This is a genomic window from Dysgonomonas massiliensis, assembly GCF_900240225.1.
In the GTDB taxonomy this organism is placed as follows: Bacteria; Bacteroidota; Bacteroidia; order Bacteroidales; family Dysgonomonadaceae; genus Dysgonomonas; species Dysgonomonas massiliensis.
In genome coordinates this window covers 107965-125352 of the sequence record NZ_OEPV01000012.1, presented here as the reverse complement: position 1 = coordinate 125352, position 17388 = coordinate 107965, and the positions used below count along the sequence as shown (strand labels likewise).

The following is a 17388-nucleotide window of genomic DNA, read 5'->3' as shown; positions in this document are numbered from 1 at the left end:
TTGAAGCTGTAGTAACTAACAGTAAAGATTTGAATAGAAAGATGTAATGCCAGTCCTATAGCTCAGTTGGTTAGAGCGCTACACTGATAATGTAGAGGTCGGCAGTTCAAATCTGCCTGGGACTACAACACAAATAGAAAGATGAAATGAATAAGATAAGAGCTATAAATCAAACGGTTTATAGCTCTTTTTCGTTTCAAAGACCTACCGCAAAATATATCAAAGAGCCTTCTTTTCCTCTATAGATAATCAGCCTTAAAATTTATTGGATATTTTCAATGTTATGTTGAATTTACATTAAGGATAAGTTCAATTACCCCTTTCTATGTAGCTATAAACAGAATTAGCGAATTTCTTGACAGATTTTGCAGTATATCGATATTGTCTTAATGGATATACGAATTGTCTTATTCTAATATCTTATAAAATATCTTCATTTGTAAAAAATGTTAAACTAAGAATTTATACTTAATTGAAAGAATGCGTTTTATCATACAGAATATTCTATTAATAAAAGTAATGCCTATGAGAAGCTGTGTAACTATTCGAAATTACTAACGGTTTTTATTGTAACGACAACCTAGATTTAACCCATTTTAATACTAAGTGAAGATGTATAAAAAGAAATTCTTTTCAGTACTAATTCTATTGAGTCTAATATCGAGCTATGTTTTTGCAGAAAAAGGTAGTTCGGTGAATTTAGCCAAAGAGTTAGCTCAACAAACAATTATCGTGAAAGGTACAGTTACTTCTGAAGATAATGAACCTTTGCCTGGAGTGACCATTGTCATTAAAGGGACAACAAAAGGAGTTATATCCGATATTGATGGTAACTATTCTATTGATATACCACAAGATGGTATTTTAATTTTTAGTTTTTTAGGAATGGAGCGTCAAGAAGTTTCTGTAGAGGGTAAAACTATCATTGACGTTGTTCTTAAAGAATTAAGAAGTGAATTGGATGAAGTAACAGTAGTCGCTTATGCAAAACAAAAGAAAGAAAGTGTAATTAGTTCCATAACGACTATTAAACCTGATGAATTGAAGGTTCCTAGTAGTAATCTAACAACGGCTCTGTCAGGACGTATTGCTGGTCTAATATCTTACCAGACTAGCGGAGAACCCGGTAGAGATAATGCTCAGTTTTTTATCAGAGGAGTAACTACTTTCGGTTATAAAAAAGATCCGCTGATATTAGTTGATAACATCGAATTAACATCTGATGATCTAGCGCGTTTAAATGTAGATGATATAGCAAGCTTCTCAATAATGAAAGATGCTACTGCTACATCCCTCTATGGTGCTAGAGGTGCAAATGGAGTTATATTAGTTACAACAAAAGAAGGGAAAGAAGGAGCTGCCAAAGTTTCTGTTCGTTTAGAGAATTCAATTTCGACTCCAACCAAAATGGTCTCATTAGCCGATCCGATAACATATATGAGACTTGGTAATGAAGCGGTAAGAACACGTAATCCATTGGGTGTAATACCATATAGCCAAGAAAAAATTGATCGAACGATTGCAGGCGATAACCCTTATGTATATCCTTCTGTAGATTGGTATAACGATTTATTTAAAGAACGGGCAATGAATCAGAGAGTTAATTTCAATATTAGTGGTGGAGGCAAGGTAGCAAGGTATTATATAGCAGCTTCTTACACAAAAGATAATGGAGTTATAAAAATGGATAAGCAGAATAATTTTAACTCTGGTATCGATCTCCAAAAATATTATGTAAGATCTAATATTAATATTAATCTAACACCTACTACAGAAGCATCCATTCGTTTCCAAGGAACTTTTGATGATTATCGGGGGCCTATTGACGGTGGAGATGAAGTCTTTAAAAAAGTGATGAGAGCAAATCCTGTCCTTTTCCCAAAATATTATCCTAAAGATGGGGATTATGCAAGTTCTACCCATATTTTATTTGGTAATTATGATGATGGCAGCTATACTAATCCATATGCAGATATGGTCCGAGGCTATAAAGAGTCGAATAGAACTTTGATTGTAGCTCAAGGTGAAGTAAAACAAAATCTGGATATGCTAACAAAGGGATTAAGTGCAAGGGGGTTAGTGAGCACAACTCGATACTCATACAATGATGTTACTAGAGGATCTAAACCTTTTTATTATAGAATAGGTTCATATAATAAAGTTGATGATACTTACAGTTTATACGCCATCAACCCTTCCGATGGGGAAGAAAATCTTAGCTATAGCGAGGGATTGAAAGATGTTCAAACAACAAACTATATGGAGTTGTCAGCAGCTTACAACAGGGAGTTTGGGGATCATGGTGTGAGCGGAATGCTCGTGTTTACAAGGCAAGAAAGGCGTGTATCTAATGCAGGAGATTTACAAAAGTCGTTGCCATACCGTAATCAAGGATTATCAGGCCGTTTTACATATGCATTTGCGAAAAAATATTTTGGCGAATTCAACTTCGGTTATAATGGATCTGAACGATTTTCGAAGAATGAACGTTATGGATTCTTCCCTTCCATTGGTGTAGGCTATATAATATCTAATGAAAAGTTTTTTGAACCTCTAAGTCGGTATGTAACTAAACTGAAACTGAAATATACTTACGGATTAGTTGGTAATGATGCAATTGGCGATGAAAATGATCGTTTCTTTTATCTTTCTAACGTGAATACAAATGATCCAGGAAAACTACAGATATTTGGGAATAATTATGGTTTTCGTCCTGATGGAATTACAGTTACCCGCTATGCAAATAATTTAATTACATGGGAAACAGCTAAAAAATCTAATTATGGAATTGAATTGGGATTATTTGATGATTTAGAGATTCAAGTTGATATTTTTAAGGAAAACCGTGAAGATATATTAATGGAAAGATCTCATATCCAGACGTCTATGGGGTTATCTGCTACCGTAAAATCGAATGTAGGAGAAGCCACCTCGAAAGGTGTAGATCTATCAGTAGACTATTCTTTTATATCGAATAAGGATTTCTGGCTCACAGGAAGAGCTAACTTCACCTATGCTACCAGTGAATTCAAGGTTGTTGAAGAACCTGATTACCATTCTTTGGGCACATCGTGGCGTTCGCGAGTAGGACAAAGCTTAAATCAAACATGGGGATTTATTGCTGAACGATTATTTATTGATGAAGCCGATATAGCGAACTCTCCAGATCAGACAGGACTGGGTTTCTATGAAGCAGGTGATATCAAATATAAGGATATAAATAAAGATGGTAAAATTACCGATGTCGATATGGTTCCTATTGGATATCCTACAAGCCCCGAAATATCCTACGGATTTGGTATTTCGAGTGGGTATAAAAACTTAGATTTTTCCATTTTCTTCCAAGGAAATAGTAATGTTTCTTTTTGGATAGATCCTAGAGCTATTTCTCCGTTTATAGATACGGATGGAGATGGTTTAGTACGTTCCGAGAATGCACTGATGAAAGTAATAGCCAATGATCACTGGTCGGAATCAAATAGAGATTCTTATGCATTCTGGCCAAGATTGGCGAATCGTACAATGGAAAATAACTATAAATCAAGTACCTGGTGGATGCGTGACGGTTCTTTTATGCGCTTGAAATCTTTGGAGATAGGTTATTCATTTCCTAAAAAGATGCTGAAAAAAATGAGGATCAATGATGCTCGTATTTATTTGAGTGGGAGTAATTTACTTACTTTCAGCAAATTCAAACTTTGGGATCCGGAAATGGGATCGAACGGACTAGGATATCCTATTCAAAGAGTTTATAACATCGGATTAACTTTAAATTTCTAACCATCTGACTAGTATGAAAAAAATAATACAAATAAGTTTATTAGCGTTATTGATGCAACTTTACTCATCGTGTTCTGACTACTTGGATGTAGTTCCGGATGGGGTAGCAGACTTGGAAATGATATTTAATAATAAGAATAGTACTGAACGCTATTTGACAACATGCTACTCGTATATTCCTCTTTTTGGAGCACAACGAGATAATCCCGGATTAACAGCCGGTAATGATATTTGGTACTATACCTTAAAAGATGTAATCAATGATAACGAGTGGGCTTTTGGTATTGCCAATGGTCTTCAGAATATTCAAGATCCATTGAACAACTATTGGGACGGTGGATGGGGAGCCAAATCCTTATTTCAGGCAATCCGCGACTGTAACATATTCCTTGAATATGTATCGGATGAGTCCCGAGTAGCAGGTCTAGAACTTGCCGAGCGTAAACGATGGCTTGCCGAGGCTGCGACATTAAAGGCTTTTTATCATTATTATTTATTTCTGCTTTATGGTCCCATACCCATAGTTGACGAAAACATTCCGGTTTCTGCATCTCCTGAAGCCGTTAGAGTTTCGCGCGCTAAAGTAGATGATGTGATTAACTATATTGTCTCTTTGGTTGATAATAACTATGCAGATTTGCCGAAATATATATCGAAATCGGCAATCGAAGACGGACGGCTAACTCAGGCAGCAGCTTTATCTATCAAAGCAAGAGTACTTTTAATGTCTGCGAGCCCTTTCTATAACGGGAATACTGATTATGCAAATTTCCTAGATCATGACAATCAGCCTTTTTTCAATCAGACGTATGATAATAATAGATGGAAAATAGCAGCTGAAGCTTGTAGAGAAGCTCTTGAGTCTGCAGTAAATGACCAAAACAGAAAGTTATACGATTTTAGAGAAGATGGTAAAATATCAATAAATAATGATTCAATTATTTATATGATGAATTCAAGACAGGCCGTCACTGAAAGATTTAATGTCGAATTGGTATGGGGGTGCGGTACACAATACACACATGATTTGCAGAGTACTATTCAGCCAAGATTGAATCCAGGAACTAAGGGTGCTTCGGATGCTACTAATCAGTATCATTGCAAATCTGTATATGCGCCAACGATGGAAATAGCTGAGATGTTCTACTCGAATAGAGGGGTCCCAATAGAAGAAGACAAAGAATGGAATGCTAACAAATGGTATCAAGACCGTTTAACTAAATTGGGACGGACTACTGAGGAATATAAATATTATATGAAAACAAATTTTGAAACTCCTCTTTTACATCTTAGACGAGAGCCTCGATTTTATGGAGCTTTAGGCTTTGATGGCTCTACTTGGTTTGGACAAGGATGGATTATACCGGATGACAAAAATACGATTAATTATGTTGAAGGTAAACGTGGAGAGTTTTCTGGCCAAAAACTGAATCATAGCTATTCTGTCACTGGCTATTACGCAAAGAAACTGATTAATTATGAGAATATTATATCATCTAATGTTGTTATAAATGAATATCCTTTCCCTATTTTCAGACTAGCAGACTTATATCTTATGTATGCTGAAGCGCTTGTGGAGTCAACGGAAGGTGATACAGGTATTCCTGAAGAAGTTTATTCTATTCTAAGAGCAATAAGAGAGCGCTCGGGTATTGTTAAGAGTGATAAAGAACCAGTAGATATAGGTGATGTAAGAGAAGCATGGAAGGCCTATTCTACAAGACCGCAATTAGCCACAACAAAATCAGGTATGCGCGAAATAGTAAGACGTGAAAGACAAATCGAATTAGCTCTGGAAGGACAGCGATATCATGATTTGCGCCGATGGAAATTAGCTGAAACTGAATTCAATAAATCTGTCAGAGGATGGAATGTCAGCCAAGAAACTACAGAAGAGTTTTATAAGGTTAGGCATATTTATAATCAGAATTTCTATTTGAAAGATTATTTATGGCCAATAAAAGAAAACTCGTTAATTATTAACCCTAAATTAATACAGAATCCGGGATGGTAAATAACATAAAACACATAGCTATGAAAATTTATTTTAGTATTATCTCGCTTATCGTAATATTTGCCTCTTATTCTTGTAGCGAAGAAGACATTAATAAAGCATATGGTCCTAATGATGGTACTCCTCCGGGAAAAGTAGAAATGCAATCATACAAAGCATTGCCCGGTGGTGTGAATATTACAATCAAGGCACCTGCTGATGAAGATCTGATGTATGTGAAAGTTAAATATACATTAGATTCGGGACAAGAAATGGAACAGAGAGTCTCGGCATACTCGAGTCAGATTACAATTGAAGGTTTTGGTAATACATCAGAGAAAAGTCTATCATTCTCGGCTGTAGACCGAATGGAAAACGAAGGTGAAATATCTCATTATACTGTAATTCCTGGTGAACCGTCGTACGTACAAGCATACGAATCATTGGATATGTTTGTAACTTTTTCTGGAATAGGAGTTAAACTGAATAATGATAATTTCAGTAATCTTATAGTTAAGGTTCTAACGACAGATTCTATTGGAGAATGGTATACAGCACATACTGAATACACTTCTAAAAAGGATATTTCTTTTGCCGTGAGAGGGTTTGGTGTAGAACCGCGTCAATTTGCAACTTATATTACCGATCCATGGGGCAATAAATCTGACACAAGCTATATCGAAGTAGAGCCTTGGTATGAGACGGAACTAGACAAAGCCAAATTTTCGGAAATGTTTTTAGCCAATGACTTTAAAGTCAATTATTGGGGATGGTCTATGTCACATATATGGGATGGTAATAATATTTATGGAGCGAATAATATGTGTCACTCTTCGGATCAGGATGGCTGGCCTCAATGGTTTACATTCGACCTCGGAGTTACGGCTCAGTTAAGTAGATATAAATATTGGCAGCGACTTCAAGAAGAATATTTATACCAACATGGTAATCTCAAAAAATGGGAAATATATGGTAGGGCTGATAGGCCTGATGCCTCAGGAAGTTGGGATGGATGGATATTGCTAGCAACATGCGAGAGTAAAAAACCTTCAGGGCTTCCTCCTGGAACAGTCACATCTGAAGATATTGAGTATGCTTCTGCTGGAGAGGAATTTGAGTTTCCGTTAGATACTCCTCCTGTTCGTTACATTCGCTGGAAAGGATTAGAAACATTCACTGGAGGTACATTTATACATTTACAAGAAGTGACATTTTATGGGAGTATTGTGAAATAAAACAATGAAGTACAATGAAAAAAACAATTAAGTTATTAGCATATATATCTATTCTTTTACTCTATTCATGTAACGGCATGTTGGACAATATTGAAGGGTATTTAAATGAAGGAGAAACCGTATATGTGGGAAAGGTTGACTCTGTAAAATCTTTACCAGGTAAAAATCGTATACAAATAGTAGGAGTATTGCAATATGGTATAACTCAAACAAATTGTATAATCATGTGGAAAGCTCCAAATGGACAAGTAGATTCTTTGAATGTACCTATTGAGAGAATAAATCAGGTTGATAAGTTTTCTGTAATCTTGGATAATATGAACGAAGGTCAATATGACTTCACATTAGTAACCGAAGATTCTCAGAAGAATAAATCTCTGCCTACTACTACTCAGGGATATTGCTATGGAGACTTCTATCAACAGTCACTTCTGAATCGAGGTGTTGCGCAGATAGCCGGACGTACCATAGAATGGCGGTCAATGAATGAGGAAGATGCTATTTTTACAGAGGTATTGTATGAAAAGGAAGATGGTACTACTGGTATTATAATCGTAGATATCTCTGATAGTAAAACATATCTTTCGGAGTGTAGTCCAAACGGCCGTATATCTTGGAGAACATCTTATATTCCTGAGCCAAATGCTATAGATACATTTTATACTGAATATGAAACTCTGAATGCTCCCGATAATTTTGTACAAGAATTGGATAAGTCTATGTTTAAGGAGGTTAAGCTGCCTACGGATGCAAATATGGGGCATTGGGGTTTTTCGCTTTCTCAGATATGGAATGGTAATACTACTTGGGGAGCAAGTAATATGTGTCATAGTGAAACTTCGGAAGGATGGCCTCAGTGGTTTACATTCGATTTAGGTGTAGTTGCTAATTTGAAAGAATTTAGATATTGGCAACGTTTACAAGAGGAATACTTGTATGAAAGAGGTGGAGGCAATTTGAAAAAGTGGGAATTATATGGATGCCTGATACTCCGCCTTCTGACGGAAGTTGGGATGGCTGGATAAAATTGATGGATTGTGAAAGTATAAAACCTTCAGGAGTTTTTGATTCGTCTCTAACAAATGAGGATATAGAATATGCTAAAGCTGGCGAATTATTTGTTTTTCCAGAAAATACTCCTCCTGTGAGATATATCAGATGGAAAGGAATAGAAACATTTAGTGGGGTACATCAGATTCATTTTCAGCAAGTAACATTCTGGGGTGAAGTAATTAATTAATAATACTGATACGAGATATGGGAATGTAGTATGTGTATTTATATTACTATTCTTTGCTAGTAATATCTGCAACGTAAAGAAAGATGGAGGTAGTGTACTCTCATAATTAGAAATTAATGGTAAAACTGCATCAGGAATCGTCTGCAGAAAAAGGAGATACTACAATGCTAATTCCTCATATCTTGTTAGGTATGGAACGGTAAGATACTTCCGTCGATTTTGTCCTATTATGTCTCTGTATAATATTACTGGATATTTCATTTTTATAGGTTATTTTGTAACGGACTATATTGAACAAGACTATTTTTTGAAATTAATGAGTGAAAAAATGGCAGTATGGGAGAAATAAATGGTGTAAAAGTACAAGATGATCAGGGATATTTGGTAAATAAATACAATTTCCCAACGAAGCGTTATTATCAGACGCTAGATTTGAAACAAGATGCTTATTTGATCGAAATGTACAAAGAACGCCACAGCGAGAAGCATTATTGGAAAGAAGTAGGCGAAGGGATTCGCAATGTAGGTATTCTGGAAATGGATATTTACCTATATAAAGAGCGATTGATAATGGTTGTGGAAACCGCTTTAGATTTTGATTGGGATATGGCATTTCAGCAATTGGCTGAAATGCCTATCCAGATTGAATGGGAAAAGTATATGTCTATTTTTCAGAATGCGGAATCTTCAGCCTCCTCAGTTGAAAAGTGGCAAAAGATGGAGCGTATATTTTGTCTTCCTTGATAGATACGAACAAGGTGACAATATGAATGAAAGAAACTTAATAACTTAATGTCTTATAATAATCATGAAAAAAATCTATTCGTTTTTAATTTCAATATGGATATGCACAATTCTAGCTTCGTGTTCTTCATCTAAGAATGAAACGATGCTAGAAGGACAATACAAACCTACTTGGGAGTCCCTATCTCAGTATGAGCAGGCTCCGGATTGGTTTCGCGATGCGAAATTTGGAATCTGGGCACACTGGGGACCTCAATGTCAACCCGAGCAAGGGGATTGGTATGCACGAGGAATGTATGACGAGGGAAGTGGTCAGTACAATTGGCATGTCGAGAATTATGGACATCCATCCGAATTCGGCTTCAAGGATGTTATTAATTTATGGAAAGCTGATAAATGGGATCCTGATCAGCTGATGGCTCTATACAAAAGAGTTGGAGCAAAGTATTTCTTTACATTAGGTAATCATCATGATAACCTCGACTTGTGGGATAGCAAACATCATCAATGGAACTCCATGAATATGGGACCCAAGAAAGATATTGTTGGCGGATGGGAAAAAGCTGCTCGTGCAAACGATTTATACTTTGGTGTAAGTATTCACTCGGCTCATGCCTGGACGTGGATGGAAACAGCCCAAAGATCAGATAAAAATGGCCCAAAAGCTGGAGTGCCGTATGATGGCAAACTGACGAAAGAAGACGGAAAAGGCAAATGGTGGGAAGGATATGACCCTCAAGAACTTTATGCACAAAATCATCCATTGAGTGTGGAAAGTGAAAATACTGGCAAAATCCATAGTCAATGGGCATGGGGTGAAGGTGCATCAATACCAACTGAAGAATATTTTCAGAACTTCTTTAATCGCAATGTTGATGTTATGAATAAATATAACCCAGACTTAATTTACTATGATGATACAAGTATGCCTCTTTGGCCTGTAAGCGATGCTGGATTGAAAGCGGTAGCTCATTTCTATAACAAAAGCATAAAAGAAAATAATGGTAAGAATGAAGCAGTTGTTTTCGCTAAGATTCTGACAGAAGATCAAAAAGAAGCTTTAGTGTGGGATGTAGAGAAAGGCGTTCCGGATCAGATTCAGGAAAAACCATGGCAGACTTGTACATGTTTAGGACATTGGCATTATCACAGAGAAACCTACGATAAAGGTTGGTACAAATCTGCAAAAACAGTAGTACATATGTTGATAGACATCATCAGCAAAAATGGGAACTTATTGCTAAGCGTGCCGATGCGTGGTGATGGAACAATAGATGATAAAGAAGTCGCTATTTTGGAAGATATTGCCAAATGGATGAAAATCAATGAAGAAAGTGTTTTTGGAACACGTCCTTGGAAAATATTTGGCGAAGGTCCGGTAGCCGAAACTTCGAATCCATTACATGCTCAAGGTTTTAATGAAGGTAAGCACCAACCTTATACTGCAGAAGATATTCGTTTTGTAACAAAAGGAGAAACACTCTATGCACATGTATTAGCATGGCCAAAAACAAATAAAGTAGTTGTCAAATCTCTATCTAAAGATAACCCTTTGTATGAGGGAACTGTGAAAAATGTAGAGTTGATAGGTAGCGAAGGCTCACTGAAGTTTACTCAAACGGAAAATGGGTTGGAGGTAGAATTGCCTTCAGCAGAACAAATAAATGATATTTCATTTGTATTGAAAATTTCTTAATTTTAAGGCTAGATCAAAAAACGGACTAATAATTTCTATTAGTCCGTTTTTTGTAAATATCAGTCCTTGCGGTTTAGTAACTTATATTGCTGAGGTGTCATTCCTGTTTCTTTTTTGAATACTCTGTTGAAATATGAATGATCTTCAAAAGCTAGCATATAAGCAATGTTCTTTATAGGTATATCATTTGTTATCAGTATTAATTGTGCTTTTTCTATTTTCTTCTGGTTGATGTACTGTAGAGGTGTTAATCCTACTTCTTTTTTAAATAAGCGTATGAAATGATCTTTTGATAGATATGATTTCTGAGATAGGTCTTCAAGGCTGATAGAGGTATAAACGTTTTTACGAATATAAGAAAGAGCTCTTTGTATTCGATCGTCACTTACGTCTATTTTAGGTTTTATATCTTTCACAAAACGAGATAGAAGTTGATAAACGATTCCACGTGATTCTACTTTATCGCAAAAAGTACGCTCTTTGTTTTTTATTATATTTTGAATAAGCATATCGTTATTGTCATAGCTGGCAGGATTCGAGTTTTTCAATTTCATATTCGGATTAATTTCGCATAATCTGGCGAAAAGTTCTCGGTCTATAACATTGGATGTAATTTCTACGGGAAAGTTCCAATCTTCTAAAAGTCCCGAACCTGAATTTATATCTTCATATATGTGAAGATAATAATGACAAAAATGTGTATCGCATTGATAGCTATGTTCGGTGAACGAAGGTATTAAGTATAAATTGTTTGGTTTAAGCTCTTGAATTCCAGATGGAAGTATAAGCAAGGCTGTCCCTTCGGTTACATAGTATAAACGCGTAAAAGGACTGCTGATATTTTTCCAGTTCCAATCAGCATTATGTATAGCTAGCCCTACGTTCAAAACAAGTAAGTGCAGTTCGTCTATCGATTTAAGCATAGGTGTAAATATATTGTTACAGACCTCAGAATAATAAGTGTCGATAAGATACAAATCTTTTTTTTATTATTGGATGACATAGTGTCTTTTTGTGTAATACGTATCGATGTTGTCCTATTTAAAAGCGAATTTATACAATGAGTGATTTATTCATATGTTATTGAAGAATTTATATATATAGATTATATTATATGGATATTGACGTTTTGTCGGCATAAATTGTAATATTATCTTTTCGTGTAAGATTAAGTTGCTTATCTTTGTGGCCTTATAGAATTAAGCCTTTCATTTTGTTGTATGAGAAAGACTGCTTTATTATATATATTTACACTACTCACAATATTTTCATCGATAGTAATAGCAGGTAACAGAGATTATTACTTTTCTCAGCTATCTACAGAAAATGGCTTATCACAGATAACAGTAACATCAATCTGTCAGGATGGTGAAGGTTTCATGTGGTTTGGTACCAGAAATGGTCTCAATCGATTTGATGGATATTCTTTTGATGTATATCAGAATAATTCAGACGATGTTGAGAGTATTAGCGATAGTCACGTACTATACATAAAAGAAGACGCATTGGGCGATTTATGGATCGGTACTAATAATGGTTTAAACAGACTAAGAAAGAAAACTGATAAATTTGATCGTTACTTTTCTATTACTAAAGACGTTCAAAGTCTTTCAAGTAATATGATTATATCGCTTTATGTTGATCATAAAGAATGTCTATGGATAGGGACTAGCCGCGGTTTAGATAAATATAATGCAGACTCAAATTCTTTTTCTAGGATCGAGTTGCCTGCGTTATCAGGTAATGCAGTGAATTGTATTGTAGGGCAAGGAGACATCCTATATTTAGCCACATCCTCAAATGGTGTAGTTTCATACAATTTAGAGACTGATGAGACAAAAGTACTGTTTAAGGATGAGAGGCTGAAAGATATAAAGACTTTGTTTATCGACTCGAATGGTAATTTATGGGTTGGTACACATCATAATGGAGTTGCATTGATTGATATGAAGACTCATACGATATCATTTATCACAAAAGCATCAGGTCTCAGCAATGATTATGTAAGAAGCATTACTGAGAATGCTGAAAAGAAGATTGTGATTGGAACTTTTAATGGACTGAATATACTTGATCCACAGACTAAAAAAATAGTAAACTATTCTGTTGCAGATTATAAAGATGGTAGTTTAAGCCATTATTCAATCTACAGCTTGTTTATTGACAATGCCGAAACGCTGTGGATTGGAACTTATGGTGGAGGAATTAGTTATTCGAATAAATATGGTAACAAATTTCATTTTTATGATCCATCTAAAGAACAAAGATCTCTCATGGGGATTATTGGACCAATGCTTGAGTATCAAAATAGCTTATTTATTGCTACAGAAGGTGGTGGTCTACTTGAATTAAATAGAAAATTTGATCATAATAGTTATAGATCATATACGAATTCGAAGTCGACATTATCTCGCGATATTCTCAAGTCTGTTTATCTGGATGGCGATCAAATCCTTTGTGGAAATAATAGGGGTAGAATTTATAGTTTCGATGTTAAGAATAGAAAGTTTAGTGAGTTTTATGATTTTGGTACCGAAAATACAATCTATCAGATAGGACGAAATTTATCAGGAGAATTATATGCAGTAGGAGTTAACACTATAGGGCTTACATTTTTTACAAAAGATAGCAAAGTGAAAAACTCATTTAAACTAGCTAATGATTCCAGCTTTTCTTTTCATGATGCACGATGCCTATTCGAAATAGAGAAAAATGTTTATTTGATTGGTCTGCGAAATAATGGTCTTCAGCTTTATGATGCAAACAAGCGAATTCTGAAAAAATACAAGAGAAGTAGAAATTCGGTTTCCGAGAGTGGGATTCCTGAGAATTACGTTACAAGTATCATAAAAGATAGTAGGGGATATATTTGGATCGGAACATATGGGGGTGGAATTTCTCTTTTCAATATAGAAAAAGAAACATTTGAAACTTTTAATGCAAGTGCTGGACTACAAAGTAACGATGTATGTGCTATTGTTGAAGACAGAAATGGATATCTGTGGATAAGCACAATATCGGGGATAAGTAGATTTGACGTCGAAAATAAAGAATTTACGAATTATGACCATTCGAGTGGAATAAAAGTGGATGAGTTTACTCCACATGCAGGTATTCGTTTATCGGATGGACAAATACTTTTTAGTGGTAACAATGGATTTACTTCATTCAATCCGCATGAAATGTTGACAAATCCTTATAAACCTACTGTTGTATTTAAAGGCATTTCGGTAAATAATAAAAGAATAGTTCCTTTTGGTGAAGATGGCATTTTAAAAGGTGAATTGAAAGATCTGAATGAGATTAAACTCGAATACGATCAGACAAACATAGCAATCGAATATAGCGCACTAAATTTTATTCTTCCCGAAAGAAATCAATATATGTACAAATTGGAAGGGTTTGACAAGGAGTGGAATGAGGCTGGAAGTCGTAGAATTGCGTATTATACAAATATTCCCGCAGGGACTTATCGTCTTATAGTAAAAGCATCTAATAATGATGGTTTGTGGAATGATGAAGGAACTTCTATTACCATAAAAGTTTTACCTCCATTTTGGAAAACCTGGTGGGCATATTGTTTTTATGCGTTGCTGTTATCAATTATATCGTATTTGATTTTCAGATATTATAATGAGCGTAAACAGCTGGAGAATGCAATAAAAATTGAGCAGGCTAAAGCGGAAGCTCAACAAGAGTTTCATGAGGCTCGAAATAAACTTTTCACAAACTTTTCTCACGAATTAAGAACCCCGTTGTCATTAATTATGAGTCCGTTGAAGGATTTGGTAGATAATGAAGCTAATTTACCAAGTAAGGTTCGCGATAGTCATAAACTGATGTATAATAATACGCAGAGAATATTACGATTGGTAAATAACCTGATGGATTTTCAGAAAAAAGAGAGTGGTACAATGGAATTAAAGCTTGAACATCACGATTTTGTTGCTTTCTCGAATGAAATGATATCGTTGTTTCAAGAACTTGCGTTTTCTCGTAAAATAAATCTGAATTTCAAACATGAAATAGCCTCATTAGATTATTGTTTTGATGTAAGTCTGATGGAGAAGGTTTTCTTCAATTTCTTATCAAATGCCTTTAAGAACGTACCAGATGAAGGAATAATAACTATAGTTTTAGATAAAATATCTTCAGCGAAGCTAGAACAGCAGTTTCCGGATAAAGCTGCCTCTATTGGAAACAGAGTTACTCAATATATATTATTCGAAGTTTATGATTCAGGAAAGGGAATACCTGAAGATGATTTAGAAAATATATTTATTCCATTCTATCAGGTATCTCAGAATAAGCATTCTGCGTCGGGTACTGGATTGGGTTTAAGTCTTAGCAAATCGATAATTGAATTGCATAATGGCATAGTATGGGCAGATAACCAAGATATAGGGGGAGCTATTTTCAGATGTATTCTTCCGATAGGAAAGAGTCTGGATGATGATTTGGTTGTGGATAATTCAGATGAAATAGAACAATCATCATTGTATCGTGAAGTAGAGTTGCCAAGTAAGAATATTGCAGTGCCTATTTACTCGAAAGACAAGAAATACACGATACTAATTGTTGAAGACAATCCGGATGTACAAGCTTATATTATGACTTGTTTGTCCGATAAATATAATATACTTCTAGCAGCTGATGGTGAAGAAGGTGTTGAAAAAGCTGTTTTGAAACAGCCGGATCTTATAATATCCGATTTGATGATGCCACGAATGGATGGAATGAAAATGTCATCCATACTGAAGAATGATATCAGAACCAGCCATATTCCGATCATAATGTTGACTGCACGTGCAATGACGGCTGATATTGAAGAGGGATATACAATAGGTGCTGACGATTATATTACCAAACCATTTGAATCATCGCTTTTGGTTGTTCGTGTTGACAACTTGATCAAAAGCCGGGAGATGCTCAAGCAAATCTATGGAAAAGACTTCTCGCTTGATACTTTAGGCATTAATGTATCTCCGTTGGATGAGCAGTTTATGGATAAGCTGTATAACATAATGGAACAAAATATATCGAACTCTCAGTTTAACTTAGATATTTTTAGTAGTGAGATTGGAATGAGTAAAGCCAGTCTGTATCGAAAAATTAAATCGATAACAGATTTGAGTCCTAATGAATTCATAAGAAATTACAGATTGGAGATAGGCGCAAAATTATTGCGTGAAACCCAATTACCTATCTCAGAAATATATGTATCAGTAGGCTTCAATAGTATTGCTTATTTTTCGACTTGTTTTAAAAATAGATATGGAGTCTCGCCTTCCGAGTATTTAGCTGATATTAAGAGAGTTTAATTTCTAATAAAATAGCTGATTGATGAGTTTTTGAAAAAGAATGATTGATTTTTGGAAATAGAGAAGTTTTTAGTTTCTCATTTTTGCTGTGCAAGAATTATAACAAAAATCTAACATGAGAAAACTCTTTTTTTCAATAACCGCAATTATCTTTCTTATAGGGTGTACTACTCCCCAAAAATCAAAAAAAGATATTGTACATACTAATTTCACGTTCGCATCTACACAATTTGATTTTGCAATGTCCGAGATTGATAGTGCTATCAATAAAGAACCACAAGCGGATAAAATGAAACGCGAGAAAAGGGGGCAGGGACCTTTGGTATCTCCTCGTTCAATTGATAATCAGGGAAATCTGATTGTTGTCCCTTCTGCTGATTGGACTAGCGGTTTTTTTCCTGCAGAATTATGGTATATGTATCAATATACGAATGATGTGAAATGGAAAGAGTTGGCTCAGAAATATACACAGCAAATAGAACATGAGAAAACTAATGGCAAAACTCACGATATGGGCTTCAAAATGTATTGTAGTTTTGGCAACGGCTATCGCCTGACAGGTGACGAAAGCTACAAAGAGATATTACTGGAATCCGCTCGTACGCTTGCAACACGTTACAAACCTAATGCAAAAATAATTCGTTCATGGGATCATAATAAAGATAAATGGCAATGCCCAGTTATTATTGATAATATGATGAATCTGGAATTGTTGTTTTGGGCTGCAAAAGAAAGTAAGGATTCAACATTTTATAATATAGCTATAAATCATGCGACAACTACACTAAAGAATCATTTCCGAGCAGATTATAGTTGTTATCACGTAATAGATTATGATACAATTACGGGCGAAGTATTGAAACGCAATACGCATCAAGGATATTCGCATGAGTCGGCATGGTCGCGCGGACAAGCTTGGGCTGTTTATGGTTATACAATGTGCTATAGAGAAACACAGAAGATTGAATTTTTGGAACAGGCAAAACATGTTGTAAACTTTATATTCAATCATCCTAATTTACCGGAAGACCTTATTCCTTATTGGGATTTTGATGCTCCCGAAATACCGAATGAGCCAAGAGATGTATCAGCAGCTACAACGACAGCTTCAGCTTTGTATGAATTGAGTTTGTACGATAAAGAAAATGCAATGCAATATAAAAAATGGGCAGATACAATTCTCGAAAATTTATCAAAAAACTATCTAGCTAAACCTAATGATGACTATGGATTTCTATTGTTACATAGTACAGGATCGAAACCTGGAAATTTTGAAGTAGATGCCCCTCTAGTATATGCTGATTATTATTTTCTTGAGGCATTGTTGAGAAAACAAATGCTGGAACAAAATGGAAAATTATTCTAAATACATAATTATA

Annotated in this window: 10 protein-coding genes and 1 tRNA gene; 10 read left to right on the top strand and 1 reads right to left on the bottom strand. The window is 35.2% G+C overall.

What is annotated here, in order from left to right:
• The first annotated feature begins 51 nt into the window (after positions 1–51).
• The 8 genes from C1A06_RS12715 (at position 52) to C1A06_RS12680 (ending at position 10688) form a co-directional block, all read left to right on the top strand.
• A tRNA-Ile gene (locus tag C1A06_RS12715) sits at positions 52–125 on the top strand.
• A 487-nt stretch (positions 126–612) separates the two neighbouring features.
• The gene (locus C1A06_RS12710) at positions 613–3780 is read left to right on the top strand and encodes a SusC/RagA family TonB-linked outer membrane protein (protein WP_101690592.1); all 3168 of its coding nucleotides are present in this window, start codon (positions 613–615) and stop codon (positions 3778–3780) included.
• A gap of 13 nt (positions 3781–3793) precedes the next feature.
• On the top strand, positions 3794–5794 hold the full coding sequence (locus C1A06_RS12705; RefSeq protein WP_101690591.1) for a RagB/SusD family nutrient uptake outer membrane protein: 2001 nt from the start codon (positions 3794–3796) through the stop codon (positions 5792–5794).
• A gap of 20 nt (positions 5795–5814) precedes the next feature.
• Complete coding sequence (locus C1A06_RS12700) at positions 5815–7008, top strand: DUF5000 domain-containing lipoprotein (RefSeq protein WP_159461419.1); 1194 nt, start codon at positions 5815–5817, stop codon at positions 7006–7008.
• Positions 7009–7022: 14 nt separating this feature from the next.
• On the top strand, positions 7023–8033 hold the full coding sequence (locus C1A06_RS12695; RefSeq protein WP_101690589.1) for a DUF4998 domain-containing protein: 1011 nt from the start codon (positions 7023–7025) through the stop codon (positions 8031–8033).
• On the top strand, positions 7988–8248 hold the full coding sequence (locus C1A06_RS12690) for a DUF5000 domain-containing lipoprotein (RefSeq protein WP_101690588.1): 261 nt from the start codon (positions 7988–7990) through the stop codon (positions 8246–8248). The genes C1A06_RS12695 and C1A06_RS12690 overlap by 46 nt, the downstream gene beginning before the upstream one ends.
• A 336-nt stretch (positions 8249–8584) precedes the next feature.
• Positions 8585–8992, top strand: a complete 408-nt coding sequence (locus C1A06_RS12685; RefSeq protein WP_101690587.1) for an L-rhamnose mutarotase — start codon at positions 8585–8587, stop codon at positions 8990–8992.
• A 64-nt stretch (positions 8993–9056) separates the two neighbouring features.
• Positions 9057–10688: an alpha-L-fucosidase gene (locus tag C1A06_RS12680; protein ID WP_101690586.1), complete on the top strand. Its 1632-nt coding sequence runs from the start codon at positions 9057–9059 to the stop codon at positions 10686–10688.
• A 59-nt stretch (positions 10689–10747) separates the two neighbouring features.
• Here the strand turns inward: C1A06_RS12680 and C1A06_RS12675 are convergent, their stop codons facing one another.
• Positions 10748–11611: a helix-turn-helix domain-containing protein gene (locus C1A06_RS12675; protein WP_101690585.1), complete on the bottom strand. Its 864-nt coding sequence runs from the start codon at positions 11609–11611 to the stop codon at positions 10748–10750.
• Between the two features lie 297 nt (positions 11612–11908).
• Here C1A06_RS12675 and C1A06_RS12670 point away from each other — a divergent pair, with 297 nt between their 5' ends.
• Both C1A06_RS12670 and C1A06_RS12665 read left to right on the top strand, forming a co-directional pair.
• Positions 11909–16009, top strand: a complete 4101-nt coding sequence (locus C1A06_RS12670) for a hybrid sensor histidine kinase/response regulator transcription factor (protein ID WP_101690584.1) — start codon at positions 11909–11911, stop codon at positions 16007–16009.
• A 115-nt stretch (positions 16010–16124) separates the two neighbouring features.
• Positions 16125–17375, top strand: coding sequence for a glycoside hydrolase family 88 protein (locus C1A06_RS12665; RefSeq protein WP_101690583.1), 1251 nt, complete (start codon positions 16125–16127; stop codon positions 17373–17375).
• Positions 17376–17388 lie beyond the last annotated feature (13 nt).

Coding starts and splice junctions, on each gene's coding strand:
- C1A06_RS12710 (WP_101690592.1), top strand. CDS start 613: ATGTATAAAAAGAAATTCTTTTCAGTACTAATTCTATTGAGTCTAATA.
- C1A06_RS12705 (WP_101690591.1), top strand. CDS start 3,794: ATGAAAAAAATAATACAAATAAGTTTATTAGCGTTATTGATGCAACTT.
- C1A06_RS12700 (WP_159461419.1), top strand. CDS start 5,815: ATGAAAATTTATTTTAGTATTATCTCGCTTATCGTAATATTTGCCTCT.
- C1A06_RS12695 (WP_101690589.1), top strand. CDS start 7,023: ATGAAAAAAACAATTAAGTTATTAGCATATATATCTATTCTTTTACTC.
- C1A06_RS12690 (WP_101690588.1), top strand. CDS start 7,988: ATGCCTGATACTCCGCCTTCTGACGGAAGTTGGGATGGCTGGATAAAA.
- C1A06_RS12685 (WP_101690587.1), top strand. CDS start 8,585: ATGGGAGAAATAAATGGTGTAAAAGTACAAGATGATCAGGGATATTTG.
- C1A06_RS12680 (WP_101690586.1), top strand. CDS start 9,057: ATGAAAAAAATCTATTCGTTTTTAATTTCAATATGGATATGCACAATT.
- C1A06_RS12675 (WP_101690585.1), bottom strand. CDS start 11,611: ATGCTTAAATCGATAGACGAACTGCACTTACTTGTTTTGAACGTAGGG.
- C1A06_RS12670 (WP_101690584.1), top strand. CDS start 11,909: ATGAGAAAGACTGCTTTATTATATATATTTACACTACTCACAATATTT.
- C1A06_RS12665 (WP_101690583.1), top strand. CDS start 16,125: ATGAGAAAACTCTTTTTTTCAATAACCGCAATTATCTTTCTTATAGGG.